This is a genomic window from Pseudomonas sp. JR33AA (assembly GCF_021378985.1).
Lineage (GTDB): Bacteria > Pseudomonadota > Gammaproteobacteria > Pseudomonadales > Pseudomonadaceae > Aquipseudomonas > Aquipseudomonas alloputida.
Map to the genome: position 1 here is coordinate 224,569 of NZ_JAJSAW010000002.1, position 18,489 is coordinate 243,057.

At 63.2% G+C, this 18,489-nt stretch carries 16 protein-coding genes; 4 read left to right on the plus strand and 12 right to left on the minus strand.

Going from position 1 to position 18,489, the window contains the following annotated elements:
• Window positions 1–192: 192 nt before the first annotated feature.
• Window positions 193–1,266: an AI-2E family transporter gene (locus tag LVS58_RS04315; RefSeq protein WP_003252442.1), complete on the minus strand. Its 1,074-nt coding sequence runs from the start codon at window positions 1,264–1,266 to the stop codon at window positions 193–195.
• 12 nt (window positions 1,267–1,278) lie between these two features.
• Window positions 1,279–2,334: a DUF2066 domain-containing protein gene (locus LVS58_RS04320; RefSeq protein WP_233690023.1), complete on the minus strand. Its 1,056-nt coding sequence runs from the start codon at window positions 2,332–2,334 to the stop codon at window positions 1,279–1,281.
• Window positions 2,335–2,654: 320 nt separating this feature from the next.
• On the opposite strand from LVS58_RS04320, the gene purM reads away from it, so the two are divergent.
• The 4 genes from purM (at window position 2,655) to LVS58_RS04340 (ending at window position 5,468) form a co-directional block, all read left to right on the plus strand.
• On the plus strand, window positions 2,655–3,713 hold the full coding sequence (purM, locus tag LVS58_RS04325; RefSeq protein WP_233690024.1) for a phosphoribosylformylglycinamidine cyclo-ligase: 1,059 nt from the start codon (window positions 2,655–2,657) through the stop codon (window positions 3,711–3,713).
• Window positions 3,713–4,366 (plus strand): phosphoribosylglycinamide formyltransferase, encoded by a 654-nt coding sequence (gene purN, locus LVS58_RS04330; protein ID WP_003252434.1) that lies wholly within the window; start codon window positions 3,713–3,715, stop codon window positions 4,364–4,366. Before purM ends, purN begins: the two co-directional genes overlap by 1 nt.
• 8 nt (window positions 4,367–4,374) lie before the next feature.
• Window positions 4,375–5,085 carry a DUF3108 domain-containing protein gene (locus LVS58_RS04335; RefSeq protein ID WP_233690025.1) on the plus strand — a complete coding sequence of 237 codons (711 nt, stop codon included), beginning with the start codon at window positions 4,375–4,377 and terminating at the stop codon, window positions 5,083–5,085.
• A 200-nt stretch (window positions 5,086–5,285) separates the two neighbouring features.
• On the plus strand, window positions 5,286–5,468 hold the full coding sequence (locus LVS58_RS04340; protein ID WP_003252431.1) for a hypothetical protein: 183 nt from the start codon (window positions 5,286–5,288) through the stop codon (window positions 5,466–5,468).
• Between the two features lie 97 nt (window positions 5,469–5,565).
• Here LVS58_RS04340 and LVS58_RS04345 read toward each other — a convergent pair whose 3' ends face one another.
• The 10 genes from LVS58_RS04345 to LVS58_RS04390 all read right to left on the minus strand — a co-directional run bounded on the left by LVS58_RS04345 (window position 5,566) and on the right by LVS58_RS04390 (window position 18,302).
• On the minus strand, window positions 5,566–7,824 hold the full coding sequence (locus LVS58_RS04345; protein ID WP_233690026.1) for a GMC oxidoreductase: 2,259 nt from the start codon (window positions 7,822–7,824) through the stop codon (window positions 5,566–5,568).
• Window positions 7,821–8,312: a sorbitol dehydrogenase gene (locus LVS58_RS04350; protein WP_233690027.1), complete on the minus strand. Its 492-nt coding sequence runs from the start codon at window positions 8,310–8,312 to the stop codon at window positions 7,821–7,823. Before LVS58_RS04350 ends, LVS58_RS04345 begins: the two co-directional genes overlap by 4 nt.
• Before the next feature lie 4 nt (window positions 8,313–8,316).
• Window positions 8,317–9,657, minus strand: a complete 1,341-nt coding sequence (locus tag LVS58_RS04355; RefSeq protein ID WP_233690028.1) for a cytochrome C — start codon at window positions 9,655–9,657, stop codon at window positions 8,317–8,319.
• A gap of 268 nt (window positions 9,658–9,925) precedes the next feature.
• Entirely contained in the window at window positions 9,926–10,465 is a 540-nt protein-coding gene (locus LVS58_RS04360; RefSeq protein WP_233690029.1) for a DUF2058 domain-containing protein, read from the minus strand.
• Between the two features lie 26 nt (window positions 10,466–10,491).
• Window positions 10,492–11,325, minus strand: a complete 834-nt coding sequence (gene mazG / locus LVS58_RS04365; protein ID WP_233690030.1) for a nucleoside triphosphate pyrophosphohydrolase — start codon at window positions 11,323–11,325, stop codon at window positions 10,492–10,494.
• Between the two features lie 125 nt (window positions 11,326–11,450).
• Window positions 11,451–13,691, minus strand: coding sequence for a GTP diphosphokinase (relA, locus tag LVS58_RS04370; RefSeq protein WP_010952715.1), 2,241 nt, complete (start codon window positions 13,689–13,691; stop codon window positions 11,451–11,453).
• Between the two features lie 96 nt (window positions 13,692–13,787).
• A complete protein-coding gene (rlmD, locus tag LVS58_RS04375; RefSeq protein WP_233690031.1) occupies window positions 13,788–15,146 on the minus strand; it encodes a 23S rRNA (uracil(1939)-C(5))-methyltransferase RlmD in 1,359 nt (452 codons plus the stop codon).
• Complete coding sequence (gene cysM, locus LVS58_RS04380) at window positions 15,147–16,046, minus strand: cysteine synthase CysM (protein WP_233690032.1); 900 nt, start codon at window positions 16,044–16,046, stop codon at window positions 15,147–15,149.
• A gap of 141 nt (window positions 16,047–16,187) precedes the next feature.
• Window positions 16,188–17,579, minus strand: coding sequence for a sensor histidine kinase (locus tag LVS58_RS04385; RefSeq protein WP_233690033.1), 1,392 nt, complete (start codon window positions 17,577–17,579; stop codon window positions 16,188–16,190).
• Between the two features lie 3 nt (window positions 17,580–17,582).
• Window positions 17,583–18,302, minus strand: coding sequence for a response regulator transcription factor (locus LVS58_RS04390; protein ID WP_233690034.1), 720 nt, complete (start codon window positions 18,300–18,302; stop codon window positions 17,583–17,585).
• Window positions 18,303–18,489 lie beyond the last annotated feature (187 nt).

Here is an 18,489-nt window from a genome sequence, read left to right on the forward strand (position 1 = left end):
CTGCAAAGTCTATACCCGCAACGCGGGGCGCACAATCTCGACTGCGGATAGGGCAAGCAAAATCAACAAGTTGCACCGCATAAGCGAAGGGCGGATGCAGGACAAACATGCACAACGCCCGCAAGACCGGGCGCCGCAAGGCGACGCTCGATTTCGCGGGCGCGAAAAGGCTCAAGACGAAACACGTGGTGTTCAGAGCTCCGGGTCGATATTCCCCGCGTACATATCCGATTCCTTGTACAGGGCATGCACATGCCGCAGCAGCACCATGATCACCGCCGCCACCGGCAGCGCCAGCAGCACACCGGTGAAGCCGAACAGTTCACCACCGGCGAGGATGGCAAAGATTACCGCAACCGGGTGCAGGCCGATGCGATCGCCCACCAGCAGCGGGGTCAGCACCATACCCTCCAGCGCCTGCCCGACCATGAACACCGCAACGATGCCCAGCATCGGATACAGGTCGCCACCAAACTGGAACAGGCCGGCCACCAGCGCGGCACCAATGCCAATGATGAAGCCCATGTATGGCACGATGGCGGCAAGGCCTGCAAGCATGCCGATCAGCAGACCGAGTTCGAGCCCCACCAGCATCAGGCCGGCTGAATAGATGACGCCCAGGGCCAACATCACCATCAGTTGCCCGCGCACGAATGCCCCCAGCACTTCATGGCATTCACCTGCCAGGCCCATCACTTGCGGCTCGCGCTGGCGCGGCAGCAGGCCGCGCAGCTTGCCCATCATCAAGTCCCAATCGCGCAGCAGATAGAAGCCCACTACCGGGATCAGCACCATGTTGGCCAGCCAGCCCACCAACGCCAGGCTTGAGGCGGTGGCCTGGGACAGCAGCATGCCGACAATATCGGTGGTCTGCCCCATGTGCGCACCGATGGCGGCCTTGATCTTGTCGAATTTCCAGAAACCATCGGCCAGGCCAAGGCGGCCCTGCACCCACGGCAGCGCGACATGCTCAAGCCAGTCGAGCATCTGCGGCGCCAATTCGTACAGGCGCACCAACTGCTTGGCCAGCATCGGCACAAGCACCAGCAACAACGCCAACAGCAACAGGGTGAACAGGCCGAACACCACCACCACACCCCAGGTACGCGAAAGCCCCAGGCGCTCGAGGCGATCGACCAGCGGGTCGGCCAGGTAGGCCAGCATGATGCCAACCAGGAACGGCGTAAGAATATTGTGCAGGCTATATAGCAGCACAGCGATCAGCAGCGCAGCGCCCAGCCAGATCCAGCGACGCATGTCAGTCATGGTCAGCGCCCCTTACCAGCGAAAACGCAAGCCGTCGAACGGCTCGAGTGCCGGCTGCGCAGGCGCGGATTGCCCGGCAGAGGCGCCTGGCATGGCTGGCACTGCCGGCGCCTGCTCTACCGGCACTTCCTGCAGCTTGGCCAGGCCAAGCTGGGCACGCAGCTGTTCACGATTGCCAGTAACCCCGTAGGTCAGGGTAGTGCCTTCAGCCGCCTGCAAGCGTGGGCCATAGGGCTCGAGCACGCGGGCCAGTTCGGCATAGCGCTGCAGGTTCATGCCCTGCACTTGCACCTGCAATTGGCTGCTGGCACCCGGCCGGGTCACGTAGCGCGGCGCCAGGCGGCTGCTCACCGCCATCATCACCGCGTCAGCCAAGGCGGCCTGGTCGGCGCCCTCGGCAGTGCCCTGCTCACGCTGGTCGCCCAGCCACAGCTGCCACTTGCCCTGCCACTTGCCGTCGGCCTCCTGGGCATGTACCGCCAGCAACGCATCGGCGCCGTAGCGCTCGGAAGCTTCGCGCAGCGGCGCCGGGTTGCTGGCTTCGACCTGCTTGGCATTGGCGACCAGCTGCTCCTGCAAGTCGGCCAGCGGCAAGCGCAGCGGCAGACCACGGTGCTGGGCAGCGCGACGCAGGGGTTGGGCACTGGCCTGGCCATCACCGACCAGGTTGCTGCCCTCAACGGTGTCGTTCAACCACCACCCCAGTATCGACGGCCGGTTACTGCCCCACAAAGCCAGGCCAGCCTTGCGCAAAGCCCGCTCGGTGCTACCCGGGTCGAACTCGACCACTACCGACTCGGGCGGGCCGGCTTCGCTGCCTACCTGGTTGATGATTTGCTGTGGGTCCTTGCGCAGCTCGGCCAAAGCAGGGCTTTGCACGGCCTTTGGGTCACCGGTCAGACGCTGCACCAACGTGTCCAGGGCTTTGACTGTGGCCGCAGTGCGGGCTTCGGCGCCCGGCCCGGTGACCGGCTCGCGCACCTGATAAAGGCCGGAGACATTTTCAGCCAGGGCAGTGGCCGAGATCAGGGCCAGGCAACCGGCTGCCAGAATAGTGAACAAACGCATGGAGGATTCCTGTCCAGTCGAGCTTCAAGCCATTAGCTTCAAGCTGCAAGAAAAAGCAGGCCGAGCGCCAGGCTGCTTTGTCGCACAGCGTGAAGCTCGTTGCTTGCAGCTTATACACATGCAACCGCATCAACCACCCTCGCGCTTTTTTCAACAATTACCGCCCTGCCCGTCGGCCTGAGGATGGCCGCTGCCCGGCAACCCTGATAAAATCGCGCGCCTTCACAGACCACTGACGTTTCAGACCGCCGCCGCTTACCAGCCGGCCTTGGCCGTCATGGTCGTTTTTAAGAATCCCTCCCTCCTAAAGGCCTGGATCAATGAGCAAGCAACCCTCCCTGAGCTACAAGGACGCCGGTGTAGACATCGACGCCGGCGAAGCACTGGTCGAACGCATCAAGGGCGTGGCAAAACGCACCGCACGCCCTGAAGTCATGGGTGGCCTGGGCGGCTTCGGCGCCCTCTGCGAGATCCCGGCCGGCTACAAACAGCCAGTGCTGGTCTCCGGCACCGACGGCGTCGGCACCAAGCTGCGCCTGGCGCTGAACCTGAACAAGCACGACAGCATCGGCCAGGACCTGGTCGCCATGTGCGTCAACGACCTGGTCGTCTGCGGCGCCGAGCCGCTGTTCTTCCTCGACTACTACGCCACTGGCAAGCTGAACGTTGACGTGGCCGCCACCGTGGTTACCGGCATCGGCGCCGGTTGCGAACTGGCCGGCTGCTCGCTGGTCGGTGGTGAAACCGCCGAAATGCCGGGCATGTACGAAGGCGAAGACTACGACCTGGCCGGTTTCTGCGTAGGCGTGGTGGAAAAGGCCGACATCATCGACGGCTCCAAGGTTGCCACCGGTGACGCGCTGATCGCCCTGCCGTCCTCGGGCCCGCACTCCAACGGCTACTCGCTGATCCGCAAGATCCTCGAAGTGTCGGCTACCGATATCGAGAACACCCAGCTGGACGGCAAGCCGCTGACCGACCTGCTGATGGCGCCGACCCGCATCTACGTCAAACCGCTGCTGCAACTGATCAAGAACACCGGCGCAGTCAAGGCCATGGCCCACATCACCGGCGGCGGCCTGCTGGACAACATCCCGCGCGTACTGCCGAAAAACGCCCAGGCCGTGGTTGACGTGGCCAGCTGGCAGCGCCCGGCGGTGTTCGACTTCCTGCAGGAAAAAGGCAACGTCGACGAGCACGAAATGCACCGCGTATTGAACTGCGGCGTGGGCATGGTCATCTGCGTGGCCCAGGACCAGGTCGAGGCCGCCCTGAACGAACTGCGCGCCGCCGGTGAGCAACCTTGGGTCATCGGCCACATCGCCGAAGCCGCCGAAGGCGCTGCCCAGGTCGAGCTGCAGAACCTCAAGGCACACTGATGCCGAGCAAGACCTGCAATGTAGTGGTACTGCTGTCGGGCTCCGGCAGCAACCTGCAAGCCCTGATCGACAGCTGCCAAGGGCAGGACAGCCCTGTGCGTATCCGTGCGGTGGTTTCCAACCGCGCCGATGCCTACGGCCTGCAACGCGCCGCAGCGGCCGGCATCGACAGCGTCGTGCTCGACCACACCCAGTTCGACGGCCGTGAAGCCTTCGATGCCGCGCTGATGGCGCGCATCGACGGCTTTGCCCCGGACCTGGTCGTGCTGGCCGGGTTCATGCGCATTCTCAGCGGCGACTTCGTGCGCCACTATCAGGGCCGCCTGCTCAACATCCACCCGTCGCTGCTGCCCAAGTACAAGGGCCTGCATACGCATCGCCGGGCATTGGAAGCGGGCGACGCCGAGCATGGCTGCAGCGTACACTTCGTGACTGAGGAACTCGATGGCGGCCCACTGGTCGTACAGGCTGTGGTACCGGTGGCGTCTGATGACACCGTCGAAAGCCTGGCACAGCGGGTACACCATCAGGAACACCTGATCTACCCACTGGCGGTGCGCTGGTTCGCTGAAGGGCGCTTGCGTCTCGGCGAACACGGTGCATTACTGGACGGCCAGCCACTGGCAGCCAGCGGTCACTTGATTCGATCCTAGGAGAATTTATGCGTCGCGCCCTGCTCTTGGCTCTCGCCGTGCTCGCCCTGCCCCTCCAGGCAGCTGATCTGAAGCCCTTCTCGGCCAGCTACACCGCCGACTGGAAGCAGCTACCCATGAGCGGCACCGCCGAGCGCAGCCTGGTCAAAAATGCCAACGGTACCTGGGACCTTAACTTCAAGGCTTCCATGATGATCGCCAGCTTGACCGAGCAAAGCACCCTGCGCCTGGAAAACGACACCCTGCTGCCGCAGAAGTACCACTTCGAGCGTGGCGGCCTGGGCAAGGCCAAGAAGGTCGACCTTAACTTCGACTGGAGCACCAAGAAGGTCACCGGCAGCGACCGTGGCGATGCCGTCAGCCTGCCACTGAACCGTGGCGTGCTGGACAAGTCGTCCTACCAGTTGGCCCTGCAGCACGACGTAGCCGCTGGCAAGAAGAGCATGACCTACCAGGTGGTGGACGGCGACGAAATCGACACCTACGACTTCCGCGTACTGGGCACCGAAAAGGTTACTACCAAGACCGGCCAGGTCGATGCAGTGAAGGTCGAGCGCGTGCGCGATCCAAGCCAGAGCAAGCGCATCACCGAGCTGTGGTTCGCCAAGAACTGGGACTACCTGCTGGTGCAACTGCGCCAGGTAGAGAACGATGGCAAGGAGTACGTGATCGTGCTGCAGGATGGCACGGTCGATGGCAAACCGGTGAAGGGCAACTGATCGCCCACTGCCTGCAACACCCGAAGCCCCGCCCAGTGCGGGGCTTTTCTTTGCGGCGAAGAAGCCCACCCAGGCAGCCCACCTTTGAGTTTCATGAAACTTGTTTCATGGCTGTTTTACTTACTTAGTCTGCTAACAAACTCTATAAAGAAGACGTGCGACACACTGTCGCAGCCATCTTGAAGAAGTGGAGTTTACCGATGACTGTCCAAGTAACCGAACGCGACGAATCGAGAATGTCCCACGAAGGCCTGGCCGCTGGCGTGCGGATCTGGGATGTATATCAGCAAGGCCAACTGGTGGGCATGTTCCATAACGAACACGAAGCACACCAATACCGCGTTGAGCTTGAAGACCTGGAAAACCAGCGCGCCACACAATGACCCTGCCCATTGCGAACCCCTGATTCACCTGGGCTCAGAGAGCAACCCCACAATCCTGCGGCATTGCCGGAGCATTGTGGGGTTGCCATGTCAGGGCCTACACCGCCCCGAAACGCACCTCCACCGACAGGCTGCCCAGGTTATCGCTCAGGCCAGCCCCGTAACGCCCGTCCAGGTCGTCATTGATGCACAACTGCAACTCACCTTGCTGGCCACGCGGCAACTGCATCTGGTTGCCGACCAGGAACGGAACGCCGCTGTTGCCGATACGCCCGACCAACGCCCCTTCAGGTTGACCAGGCAAGGCATAGCCGGGCTTGGCAATCAGCCTTGGGTTGCCCGCCGCGCCCACCATGCCGGTGGCCGGGTTCGCCGTCCACTGCCCGCCCGTGCATACCGCCAACTGCCAGCTCTGCCCATTGACCTGCATGCCTGTGCCCTGCCATGCCTGGTTGGCCTGCACCTGCACGGTGCGCTTGAGCAGGTCGCTGGCCACCACGTCGGCGGCCTGGAAAGTCAACGCGGTGATGGTCAAGGTCGGGTTGGCGGTGCCGGTAGTGGGGAACACGCCGTCGCCGACCAGGAACAGGTTGGGGTGGTCCCAGCTGCGCTGGTCCTTGTCCACTACCGACTTGGTGCGGTCCGAGCCCATGCGGTAGGTGCCCATCAGGTGGCCAGCGCCGTAGAACGCATAGTTCTGGCCGTCGTACTCGAACACCGTTTGCGAGCCGGGCTCGAGCTTAGGGTTCAGGTCGGTAAGCTCGGTGGCGCCCATCAGCTCGGTGATGATGTGCGTGGCAGCCAGGCGCGCCTGCTTGAAACCCTCCTTGGTGTAGTCGGACAGTTCGTAGGTGATCTGCGGCCGAGGCAGGCCCAGGCCGTCGGCGAACTCCGTACTCCTCTCCACCCGGCACAACGCATTGTCGGGGTCTTTCTCCACCTGCTCGACCAAGAAGCCCAGACGGAACTGGCGGGTCAGCACGCTGTTGAGCTGCTGCACCAGCGCCTGGCCGGACAACGCCAGCTTGTTGGGGTTTGCGCCGCCGTGGTTGGTGCCGTCGATGAAATCGCAGACCGAGGTATAGGGGTCGTTCACCGACCAGTTCCAGCCCTCGTTGCCGATTTCGATACGCCAGGCAGCACGCTGGCTGCGGAACGGGCCATCACGCATGTCCTCAATCCCCGAAGTGGACAACGGCCCACGGAACGGGAACAGCGGCTTGCCTTCGGGCATCAGGCCCCAGGCCAGGTAAACCGGGTGGTCAGCCAACGCCTGGCCGACCTGGCCGCTGCTGTTGGCGACCCCTTTAGGGCTGTTCGGGCCGATGGAGTTGAGCAGCAGCTTCGGCGTTTCAATCGCGTGGGCGGCGATCACGTAGCGTTTGCCCTGGGCCGTGCCGTTCTGGCGCGTACCATTGTTCTGGTACTGGATGAAATCGATCCCCGTGACCCCATTGGCATCGACCTGCACCTGGCTCGCCACAGTCTGGTAGAGGATGCGCACGTTGCCGGTATCCAGTGCCTTGGCCATGGTCACGGTGGCGTCGTACTTGGCCTGGATCGGGCAGATCGGCGTACAGCTGGTGTTGCCCGCGCACACCCGGCGGCCGTTATCATTCTGCGAGTTGCGCCCGGCCGGGGTTTGCCGGACGTTGAGGGTGACACCTGGGTACGGTTTGCCGTCGGGCCCCTTCTCCGGGCTTTGGTACACGGTGCCCGTGATGTGCTTGCCCAGGCCCTGGTCGACCAGCGACGGCGGGATGCCATGCATGCTGTATTTGTAGCCCTGCGGGAAGGTCACGCCCAGGTATGTCTGCGAGGCGACATCCGCGGACACGCCCATCTCCTCCTCGGCGCGGCAGTAGGCGGTCTGCAGGTCGTCGTAACTGATCGGCCAGTCGACCCCGACGTTGTACGCAGAACGCATGCGAAAGTCGTTGGGCAACAGGCGCAGGGCCGTGCCCATCCAGTGCCACATGGTGCCGCCGCCTACCCGCTCGTAGGTGCTGGCGAACAGGTGCGGTCCCTTCTGCACCAGGTAACTCTTCTGCGCCTTGTTCGGGTCTTGGCTACCCGCGGTGATCAGGTCCTGGATGGTCGCCCGTGGCGCGAACTGCGTAGCCGGGGTCTGCTCACTCTGCTCAGGTGGGTACGGCGACTCGGGCGCTTTGAGGACCGCGGTGTAAAAGCGCTCCAGGTACTCGCTGCGATTCGGCGGAATGGCCGGGCCCGATTCGAGCACCAGCACTTTCAACCCGGCCAGGCCCAACTGGTAGGCCATGACACTGCCAGCCATGCCGGCGCCCACCACGATCACATCGGCAATTTCGATGTTCTGGGTTTGTACATTGCTCATGGCTGCTGCCCTTCCTTGGCGTCAACACCGGTGAATTGCTTGAGGGTCGGTGGCTGCTCACCCCAGTATCCGAAGTGGAACTGGCTGTAGCCCATGGGGTGGGATTGAGCGATCTTCCACGCCCAGCTCTCCTTGTAGGCCTGGTCGGAGACTACACGCGTGTCACCCGTGCGGGCGTTGCCCAGGTCGTAGGGTTGGTACCAACTGCCGAGCAGCCACAGCTTCATGATCGAGCGGGCGCCCTGGGCGATTTGCGGGTTCGCGTTATCGAGCACGGCACTGGCAATTTGCGCGGGCGGCTGGCTCTGGATGCTGGCGTACAGCTCCAGCAGGCTGCTGAACGCCTCAAGGCCCATGCCTTGCTGGGCGGTGGCGAAGAACACCGGCGGCAGGTTGATCGGGTCGACGGAAGGCGCCAGCAGCTTGGCCGACAGGCCAGTGAGTACAGCGGACACGCCGATGAAGTTTTGCAGGTTCTGGTCGCTCATGGCATCACTCCTTGGCGCCGGTGGATTGGGCACGTTCAAGCAGGAAAGTGAAATCGGCGAAGCTGGTGCGCGGTGACTGGGTCACGCGGGTGGTCGCGTTGTTGTGGCACTCCATGCAGCTGGACGAAGCCTGCGGGGTGGTGCCCTGGTTGTAGGTCTCCAGGGTGGCGTTGGCCAGGAAGTTCGGCGCAGGCGTACCTAACGGGTTGGTCGGCGAAGGCACCTGGCAGTCATCGGCCGGGGCGGTGGGCCACTGTGTGCTGATCAGGTGGTAGTTGGCCCACACCGTGCCCTTGAGCGCGCCTTGCCACTGCGCGTTGAGCTGTTGGGTGGCGGCGGTGATGGGAATTTCACGCACGATCTGCGAGGGGATGGCCTTCTTCGACGGGTCCCACGGTTGCGCGGGCGGCTCGTTCACCGGGCGGTCGCTGGCCTGGGCGTCGTAGAACAGGTAAGGCCCCTTGCGCTCGTTCATTGGCGTGGTCTTTTCCGGCACGTTGCGCACGTGCTCGAACGTCGACCATACCCACTGCGGTGCGCCCTCGGTCTTGTGCACGATGTGCAGGCCTACCAGCCCGACCTTCTGTGCATTGCATGATTCCGGGATCACCGCCCCCTTGTTCGGGTCGGCATTGCCGGGGGTGTAGACCAGCGCGTCGACGGCGTGGAACGCCTGTGGGTTGTCGCTGCCATCGAGCACTTTCCAGGCCGACTTGACCATGATCGCGCCAACCTGCTGGGCCTTTTGCGAACCGCAGGCGAAAGCGATGCGGTTGTCGGCCTTGCTCAGGAACGCTTGCTGGCCTTCCTTGCTGTACAGGCCATTGTTGACGATGTCATCGAACATCGGCTGGTTGACCATGATCGCGTTGCGCGTGTAGGTGCCGCTTTGGTCGACCAGCGGGCCGGTCTTGAACGGCTGGATAAACTCATCGAGCACCCCGGCGACCTTGCCCATCTGTTGCAGCACCGGCAAGTCACCCTTGCCTTGGCAGGCCGCGGGCACGGGCGCCTGCTGGTCCCAGGCGACGGGTTTCTGCCCCTTGGGCAGGAAAATCTCGTAGCTTTCTTTCCACGATTCCCACACCGTCTTGCCGGGCGCGCCGATCTTCGCCGAGGTGTTGGCACTGCCGTCGGCGTTGGCAGGCCAGTTCAGGGCGACGAAGGTTTGCCACGACAGCACGTCGAAATCGTGTTGCAGGTTGTCCAGGGTGAAGGGGGGATTGGCGGTGACATCGAAGGGAATCGCGGGTGACAGCACCGGCGGGCTGGCCGCATCGGCGATGGCGAACGCACTGGTGAAGCTCGCACCCAGGCACGCCAACCGTTTCAGGGTTATTTTCATTGTCGTCTCCTCAGCAGATAAAGCGTCGGGACGACGAGGCGTAGTGGCCCTTCCTGGACCGGATGTTCAGCGCTATCCCTGACGCTAAGCTGGAGGCTAGCCGTTGTGCCGGAATCCTAAGAAATGTCCGACGAACGGAGGGAACCAAGACGACAGTGCAACGGACTAAGCGCCCCGCCGCCGGAGCGACCTTGTGTCGCGAAAGGGCCGCACGGCGGCCCCGCGACTTTGAATGAACCGCGTTACCGCCAAGGCGGGGATTTGCTGTTTACCACATCAGATCATCAGGGATCTTGTAAGCCGCGTACGGGTCGTCTTCGTCGGTTTCCTCGACATGGCTGTTGAGCAGCAGAATACGGCCAGGGTCGCGCTCCTGGATCTTCAAAGCGGCTTCACGGGGGATAACCTCGTAACCCCCGGCATGGGCTACCACGGCCAGCGCGCCGTTGCTCAGCTTGGTACGCATCAGGGCGTTGACGGCGATGCGCTTGACCTTCTTGTCGTCGACGAAGTTGTAGTAATCCTCGGTGGTCAGCTTGGGCAGACGAGTGGCCTCGATCAATTGCTTGACCTGCGCCGCACGGGCCTTCTGCTCGGCCTTTTCCTGCTGCTGGCGGTTCAGTTCCTGGTCGCGCCTGGCTTTTTCAGCCATGGCCTCCTTGGCCAGGCGCTGCTGGCTGTCGTCGACTTCGACCTGGCCTTTGTGCTCCATGCGCTTCTGTTTCTTTTCAGCTTTATTGGTCTGCGAGACCTGTTTCTGGTTGACCAGACCGGCTTTGAGCAATTGGTCGCGAAGGGAAAGGCTCATGAATATTCACTCACTTATGCAACAGCTCAGCCGCAGCTGGGCAGGTTCTTTTCCTGACGTTTGGCTTCCCCCCAAAGGGCATCCAGCTCGTCAAGGTCACAATCTTCAATGGGGCGGCCGCTGTCGCGCAATGCCTGTTCGATAAAACGGAAACGTCGTTCGAACTTGCGATTGGCGCGGCGCAGAGCGTGTTCCGGGTCCTGCTGGAGGTGGCGTGCCAGGTTGACTGTGGCAAACAGCAGGTCACCCATTTCATCTTCAAGGGCATCGGCATCGCCGTCGGCCATGGCCTGCAGCACTTCATCAAGCTCTTCGCGGACCTTGTCCAGCACCGGCAAGGCCGCTGGCCAGTCGAAACCGACCGTGGCCGCGCGCTTTTGCAGTTTGGCTGCCCGCGACAGCGCCGGCAAGGCTGCCGGAACGTCGTCAAGCAGCGACAGCTGTTCAGGCTGGCTTTTTTCCGCGCGCTCTTCGGCCTTGATTTCTTCCCAGCGCGACTTGACCTGGGCTTCGCTCAGGCTGGGGGTATCCACCGGCGCGTACAACTCACCGGTGGGGAAAACATGCGGGTGGCGGCGGATGAGCTTGCGGGTGATGCTGTCGACCACGCCATCGAACTCGAAACGCCCTTCTTCGCGGGCCAGCTGGCTGTAGTAGACCACCTGGAACAGCAAGTCGCCCAGCTCACCTTGCAGGTGCTCGAAATCGCCGCGTTCGATGGTATCGGCGACTTCGTAGGCCTCTTCGAGGGTGTGCGGGACGATGCTGGCGTAGTTCTGCTTCAGGTCCCACGGGCAGCCGTACTGCGGGTCGCGCAGGCGGGCCATGAGGTGTAGCAGGTCTTCGAGGGTGTAGGTCATTCAATCAGGTCCTTTCGGTGGAGCCTTCTTCGCGGGCAAACCCGCTCCTACAGGTAAGGTGCAGCTTTCGAAATCTGCACCCTACCTGTAGGAGCGGGTTTACCCGCGAAGCAGACGCCGCGGTCTCAAGGGGTACGATTACGCCGCGTCTCGATGATGTTCGGCAACTGCGAGATCCGCCCCAGCAGGCGCCCCAGCGCGTCCAGGCCTGGAATCTCGATGGTCAGCGACATCAGCGCGGTGTTGTCTTCCTTGTTCGAACGGGTGTTCACCGCCAGCACGTTGATCTTCTCGTTCAGCAGCACCTGCGACACATCGCGCAGCAGGCCCGGGCGGTCGTAGGCACGGATGACGATGTCGACCGGGTAGGTCTGCACCGGGATCGGCCCCCAGCTCACCTGGATCATGCGCTCTGGCTCCTTTCCCGCCAGCTGCAGCACCGAGGCGCAGTCCTGGCGGTGAATGCTCACGCCACGGCCCTGGGTGATGTAGCCGACAATGGCATCGCCCGGTAGCGGCTGGCAGCAGCCGGCCATCTGTGTCAGCAGGTTGCCGACACCCTGGATCTGAATGTCGCCACGCTTGCCGGTACGCGGCCCGGTAGGCTTGCGCGGCACCAGCTCGATCTGCTCGATACGCTCAGGCTCCAGCAACTGCTGGGCAGCGTTGACCAGATGAGCCAGGCGCAGGTCGCCCGCACCGAGCGAGGCAAACATGTCCTCGGCGGTCTTGACGTTGGTCTTCTCGGCCAGGCGCTCGAAATCAACCTGCGGCAGGCCCAGACGACTGAGCTCGCGTTCAAGCAAGGTCTTGCCGGCAGCAACGTTCTGGTCGCGGGCCTGCAATTTGAACCAGTGGACGATCTTGGCCCGCGCCCGCGAGGTGGTGACGTAGCCCAGGTTGGAGTTCAACCAGTCACGGCTGGGGTTGCCGTGCTTGCTGGTGATGATCTCCACCTGCTCGCCGGTCTGCAGGCTGTAGTTCAGCGGCACGATACGGCCGTTGATCTTGGCGCCGCGGCAGTTGTGGCCGATCTCGGTGTGCACGCGGTAGGCGAAGTCCAGTGGCGTGGCGCCCTTGGGCAGGTCGATGGCGTGGCCGTCGGGGGTGAACACATACACCCGGTCAGGCTCGATGTCGACCCGCAACTGCTCGGCCAGGCCACCGATGTCGCCCAGCTCTTCGTGCCATTCCAGCACCTGGCGCAACCAGGAAATCTTCTCTTCGTAGTGGTTGGAGCTGGGCTTGACGTCGGTGCCCTTGTAGCGCCAGTGGGCGCATACACCAAGTTCGGCTTCTTCGTGCATGCCGTGGGTACGGATCTGCACCTCCAGCACCTTGCCCTCGGGGCCGATTACCGCTGTGTGCAACGAGCGGTAGCCGTTCTCCTTGGGGTTGGCGATGTAGTCGTCGAACTCCTTGGGAATATGCCGCCACAAGGTGTGCACGATGCCCAGCGCGGTGTAGCAGTCGCGGATTTCCGGCACCAGCACGCGCACCGCACGCACGTCGTAGATCTGGCTGAACTCCAGGCCCTTGCGCTGCATCTTGCGCCAGATCGAATAGATATGTTTCGCCCGACCGCTGATGTCTGCCTTCACGCCAGTGGCGAGCAACTCGTTCTGCAGCTGGTTCATCACGTCGCTGATGAAGCGCTCGCGGTCCAGCCGCCGCTCATGCAACAGCTTGGCGATCTGCTTGTACTGGTCGGGCTCCAGGTAGCGGAAGGACAGGTCTTCCAGCTCCCACTTGATGTGACCGATACCCAGGCGGTGCGCGAGCGGCGCATAGATGTCGAACACTTCACGCGCGACACGCAGGCGTTTTTCGTCATCGGCAGACTTGACCGCCCGGATTGCGCACGTGCGTTCAGCCAGCTTGATCAGCGCCACGCGCACGTCGTCAACCATGGCCACCAGCATCTTGCGCAGGTTCTCGACCTGCGCCTGCGAGCCCAGCACCAGCGACTGCCGTGGGCTGAGGCTGGCACTGATGGCGGCCATGCGCAGCACGCCGTCGATCAGCTTGGACACCACCGGGCCAAAACGCTGACTGACCTCGGCGAGGGTGACTTTGCCCTCGCGCACCGAGCGGTAGATGACCGCAGCCACCAGAGAGTCCTGGTCGAGCTTGAGGTCAGCAAGAATTTCGGCGATTTCCAGGCCTGCCTGGAAGCTGGACGTACCATCGGCCCAGGAATGCTTGGCCGGGTTGCCCTTTTTCTCTACCTCAAGGGCAAACTCGCAGGCTTCTTTCAGCGCTGCGCGATCCAGTGCCGAATCGACGCTTACCACATGGTCCAACCATGCTTCGAGATTGATACTGCCGTCGGTGTTGACCGGCTGGTGCACTCTCACCTGTACCATCTTTGTTTTACCTTTCCATGCAGCACACCATACGGGTGTGCTGGCGATCACCGTGCGGCCGCCATTCCGTGGCAACCGCACCAAGGGGCCAGTCAGCTAGCCCGCTTCGAATAACGCCATGGCCTCGACATGCGCCGTCTGAGGAAACATGTCGAGAATCCCGGCCCTTTTTAACCGGTACCCCTGGCCGACCAGCACTTGGGCGTCTCTCGCCAGCGTGGCCGGGTTGCACGATACGTAAACCAGCCTTCTGGCCTTGAGGCGGGCGATGCCTTGCACCACCTCGAATGCACCGTCGCGCGGTGGATCCAAGAGTACCGCAGAAAAGCCCTCGGCGGCCCATCCGGTGCCTGCCAAAGGCTGCGATAAATCGGCCTGAAAAAACCGTGCGTTATGCACATTGTTGTTCCGGGCATTGGCCGCGGCACGATCGACCATGGCCTGTACACCTTCCACCGCCACCACCTCACGCGCCTGGCGGGCCAGCGGCAGGGCAAAGTTGCCCAGGCCGCAGAACAGGTCCAGCACCCGCTCGTCCGCCTGCGGGGCAAGCCAGGCCAGGGCCTGCTCGATCATCGCCGTGTTGACCTGGGCATTCACCTGCACGAAGTCACCCGGGCGCCAGGCCAGCTCAAGCTGCCATGGCGCCAGGGCAAAGCCCAGTTGCGCGGCAGGGTCCACCGGCGCCGGCTCATCTTCACCCTGCAGCCACAGCTGGGCATTGGCCTGTTCGCAGAACGCCTGCAGCTTTACCAGGTCTTCTGCCGGCAGCGGGGCAACGTGGCGCACCAGCACCGCCTCGGCGGTGCCGCTGAACAGCTCCACGTGGCCCAGCGCCTGCGGCTTGCTCAACGAACGCAGCACAGTCGGCAAGTGGCGCAAAATGGACTGCAAGGGTTGTACCAGCACTGCACAATCGTCGATGGCAATGATGTCCTGGCTGGCTTCGGCACGGAAGCCAACCTCCAGCTGGCGCGCCTTGACGTCCCAGCGCACGGCCACGCGGGCCCGGCGCCGGTAGCCGAATTCCGGCCCGCTCAGGGGGGCGGCCCATTCCTCGGGTTGCACGCCGGCCACCCGCTGCAGTTGCTCGGCAAGGGTACGCTGCTTGAGCGCCAGCTGCGCTTCATGCGGCAGATGCTGCAGGTTGCAGCCACCACAGCGCGCATAATGGCGGCACGGTGCCTCACGGCGCTCGGGGCTGGCCTGCAGCAGCCGCTCCAGGCGGGCCTCGACCACTTTGCCACGGGCGTTGAGCACCCGCGCCTCTACGGCCTCACCGGCCAGGGCACCACTGACGAACCAGGTGCGCCCGTCGAGGAAGGCGATGCCACGGCCGTCACCGGCCAGGCGCTCGATGTCCAGGCGCTGCTTCTTGCCTACGGGGACCTGCGGGGTGCGATTGCCGCCAGCCGGCTGGAAGCGCAGGCCGCTGTTGCTTTTTTTCTTGGACATTTAGCGTGGATCAAACAGGCCGGTGGACAGATAACGGTCGCCGCGGTCGCAAATGATCGCAACCATTACCGCATTTTCCACTTCGCGGGACAGGCGCAACATGGCCGCGACCGCACCACCCGAAGACACGCCGCAGAAAATGCCCTCTTCACGGGCAAGGCGGCGGGTGGTGTCTTCGGCTTCCTGCTGCGACATGTCGACCACGCGGTCGACGCGGGTGGCGTCGAAGATTTTCGGCAGGTACTCCTCGGGCCAGCGGCGGATGCCGGGAATAGCCGAGCCTTCCATCGGTTGCAGGCCGATGATCTGCACCGCGGGGTTCTGTTCCTTGAGGTACTGCGAGCAGCCCATGATGGTACCGGTGGTACCCATGGAGCTGACGAAATGGGTAATGGTGCCCTGGGTCTGCTGCCAGATCTCCGGGCCGGTACTGTTGTAGTGGGCGATCGGGTTGTCGCCGTTGGCGAACTGGTCGAGCACCAGGCCACGGCCTTCGGCCTGCAGCTTCTCGGCCAGGTCACGGGCGCCTTCCATACCCTCCTCCTTGGACACCAGGATCAGCTCGGCGCCATAGGCCGTCATGGCGGCCTTGCGCTCGGCAGTGGAGTTGTCGGGCATGATCAGGATCATCTTGTAGCCCTTGATCGCCGCCGCCATCGCCAGGGCGATGCCCGTGTTGCCGGAGGTGGCTTCGATCAGGGTATCGCCTGGCTTGATCTGGCCCCGCAGTTCGGCGCGAGCGATCATCGACAGTGCCGGGCGGTCTTTCACCGAGCCGGCAGGATTGTTACCTTCGAGCTTGAGCAGGAGGGTATTGCTGGTTTCGCCAGCGATGCGCTGCAGGCGAACCAGTGGCGTATTGCCGACGCAATCGGCGATGGTTGGGTACTGCAAGGTCATGGCGTATTTCGCAATCCGGACGGCAGGGGTGCCTATCATACCGGCAAACCCTTCGCGGCCATATCACGCAATCTGTAGTGCATATAGCTACAAGCTATAACGGCGTGACAAATGCTGCCCTCTTCGCGGGCAAACCCGATTCTACGGCGATCCGCTGACCTGTAGGAGCGGGTTTACCCGCAAAGAGGCCGGCACATGCAACGGCAACCTCATCCACAAGCGCAACCCGCGTTTGCCATTCTGAGCCCACAATGTGCCGCCCTGGCGCTGAATGGCACTGCGGGCGATGCTCAAGCCCAGGCCGAAGCCACCATCCCCCGGCCGCGAACCGTCCAGCCGCGAGAATGGTGCAAAAATCCGCTCCAGGTCCTCTTCAGCCACACCGCCACCCTCATCCTCCAGCCACAGCCACCAATGGCTGCCTTCGCGCTGCCCACCCAGCCGCACCACACCTTCGGCCGGCGAATGACGAATGGCATTGCGCAAGATGTTCTCCAGCGCCTGAGCCAGGTGATTGAGGTTGCCCTGCACCCAGCAGTCGGCCGGTACTTCGCAGCGCAGGCGCGCGGGCGACCAGCCGCTCTCATAGCTGGCATTCTCGGCCAGCAGCTCCCAAAGCGCGTGGATTTCGATGGGTTCAAGGTTCATCGGCGCACGCTCGGCGTCCTGCCAGGCCAGTTGCAGGGTGTCTTCGACCAGTTGCTGCATGCAGTCCACTTCACGGCTCAGGCGCTCGCGCAGGCGTTGCAGGTCGGTTTCGCCATCGCACGCCACCCGCAATCGGCTCAGCGGCGTACGCATTTCGTGGGACAGGTCGCGCAGCAACTGCTGCTGCATCGCCACCGTACCTTGCAGCCGCTCGGCCATCTGGTCAAAGGCCCGCGCCAGTTCGCCCAGCTCGTCATGCCGGGCGATGGTGCGCGAGTCCAGGCGGGCGGACAGCTGATCGGCCCGCCAGGCATTGGCCTGCTCGCGAAGTTGATTCAGTGGCACGATCAGCATGCGGTACAGGCCGACACACAACAGCAAGGTGAACAGCCCCGGGATGATGCCGTTGGTGACAATGCGCCACAGCAAGCGGTGCTGGCCCGGATTGAAGCGCTGCGGCAGTTCGATCACCAGCATGCCCTGCTCCGGCGCCCCTGGGAACGGTATGCGCACCCACGGCTGGTCGACGCTGCGCCGACTCATCGGCCAATCGACACCGCGCAGGCGGGTCAGACGCTGCATGATCTGTGGGTTGAGTGTGGCGTTGTCGAGCGGGCGCAGGTTGATGTCGAGCACGCCGACCCAGCCCCGTTCGCGCTGATGCATGGCTGCCACCCACTGGTCCAGCCCTGCCCGCCCGCCGCTGCGCCAGGCCTGTTCAGCTTCGGCGGCATACCCACGCAAGGTCTGCCGTGCCGGCTCCGAGAGGAAGGCATTCTGGGTTTCCATGTGCCGGCCCCAGGTATAACTGAGGCCGATCATCAGCAGGCAGAAGCCCACCAGCAGGATGGCCAGCTTCCAGAACAGCGAATGGCGGTCTAGCATGGTTTACTCCGCCTCGCTGGCACTGAGCACGTAACCCTTGCCCCACACGGTGCGGATCTGCCGTTCGTGATAACCGATGCCCTTGAGCTTGCGACGGATCTGGCTGACGTGCATGTCCAGGCTGCGGTCATGCCGTGAATAGCCGCGCTGCAACACCTGCTGGTACAGGAACGGCTTGCTGAGGACTTCGTCGAAGTTGCGGTTGAGGATGTCCAGCAGGCGGTATTCGCTGGGGGTCAGGCCTGCCAGGCGGCTATTCAGGCACACGTCACACAGCCCCTCATCGAACTGCAGTTCGCCGCAGCCGGGTTGCTCCAGCGGGCCGTGATGCCGCCTCTCCAATGCCACGCGGCGCAGAATCGCCTCGATGCGCACCTGCAACTCAGCCATGCTGAATGGCTTGGGCAGGTAATCGTCGGCGCCGCGCTGAAAGCCGCTGATACGATCCGCCTCGGCCCCCAGCGCCGACATCATGATCACCGGGGTCGCGCTGTGCCTGCGCAACTGCGCCAAGGCGTCCAGCCCGTCCATCCCAGGCAGCAGGATGTCCATGAGCACAACATCGAAAGCCTGGCGGCCAGCCGTTTCCAGGCCCTCCAGGCCATTGCGGCACCAGGTGACCTGGAAACCGCCACGCTGCAGCTCTTCCTGCAGATAGGCGCCAAGCACCGGGTCGTCCTCGATGGCAAGGATGTTGGTGTTGTAAATAGACACAGGATTCATTGGCAACTGTCATACATTCTCAATTGCGTGATTATTGAGCATTCGCCACCTGCCAGGCAACCGCACTGCGACCAATGTCCCGGCAACGTCGCATAACACGTACTAAAGAGATGCAATGGTGCGGCAGGCGGAGTAACTTCGCGGCTTGGCCGTTGCCACTTGACGGCATTCAGGCACATCAGAGGAG

Bases quoted from the DNA above. Each gene is read 5' to 3' on its own strand.
- LVS58_RS04315 (WP_003252442.1), bottom strand. From the start codon at position 1,266: ATGACTGACATGCGTCGCTGGATCTGGCTGGGCGCTGCGCTGCTGATC.
- LVS58_RS04320 (WP_233690023.1), bottom strand. From the start codon at position 2,334: ATGCGTTTGTTCACTATTCTGGCAGCCGGTTGCCTGGCCCTGATCTCG.
- purM (WP_233690024.1), top strand. From the start codon at position 2,655: ATGAGCAAGCAACCCTCCCTGAGCTACAAGGACGCCGGTGTAGACATC.
- purN (WP_003252434.1), top strand. From the start codon at position 3,713: ATGCCGAGCAAGACCTGCAATGTAGTGGTACTGCTGTCGGGCTCCGGC.
- LVS58_RS04335 (WP_233690025.1), top strand. From the start codon at position 4,375: ATGCGTCGCGCCCTGCTCTTGGCTCTCGCCGTGCTCGCCCTGCCCCTC.
- LVS58_RS04340 (WP_003252431.1), top strand. From the start codon at position 5,286: ATGACTGTCCAAGTAACCGAACGCGACGAATCGAGAATGTCCCACGAA.
- LVS58_RS04345 (WP_233690026.1), bottom strand. From the start codon at position 7,824: ATGAGCAATGTACAAACCCAGAACATCGAAATTGCCGATGTGATCGTG.
- LVS58_RS04350 (WP_233690027.1), bottom strand. From the start codon at position 8,312: ATGAGCGACCAGAACCTGCAAAACTTCATCGGCGTGTCCGCTGTACTC.
- LVS58_RS04355 (WP_233690028.1), bottom strand. From the start codon at position 9,657: ATGAAAATAACCCTGAAACGGTTGGCGTGCCTGGGTGCGAGCTTCACC.
- LVS58_RS04360 (WP_233690029.1), bottom strand. From the start codon at position 10,465: ATGAGCCTTTCCCTTCGCGACCAATTGCTCAAAGCCGGTCTGGTCAAC.
- mazG (WP_233690030.1), bottom strand. From the start codon at position 11,325: ATGACCTACACCCTCGAAGACCTGCTACACCTCATGGCCCGCCTGCGC.
- relA (WP_010952715.1), bottom strand. From the start codon at position 13,691: ATGGTACAGGTGAGAGTGCACCAGCCGGTCAACACCGACGGCAGTATC.
- rlmD (WP_233690031.1), bottom strand. From the start codon at position 15,146: ATGTCCAAGAAAAAAAGCAACAGCGGCCTGCGCTTCCAGCCGGCTGGC.
- cysM (WP_233690032.1), bottom strand. From the start codon at position 16,046: ATGACCTTGCAGTACCCAACCATCGCCGATTGCGTCGGCAATACGCCA.
- LVS58_RS04385 (WP_233690033.1), bottom strand. From the start codon at position 17,579: ATGCTAGACCGCCATTCGCTGTTCTGGAAGCTGGCCATCCTGCTGGTG.
- LVS58_RS04390 (WP_233690034.1), bottom strand. From the start codon at position 18,302: ATGAATCCTGTGTCTATTTACAACACCAACATCCTTGCCATCGAGGAC.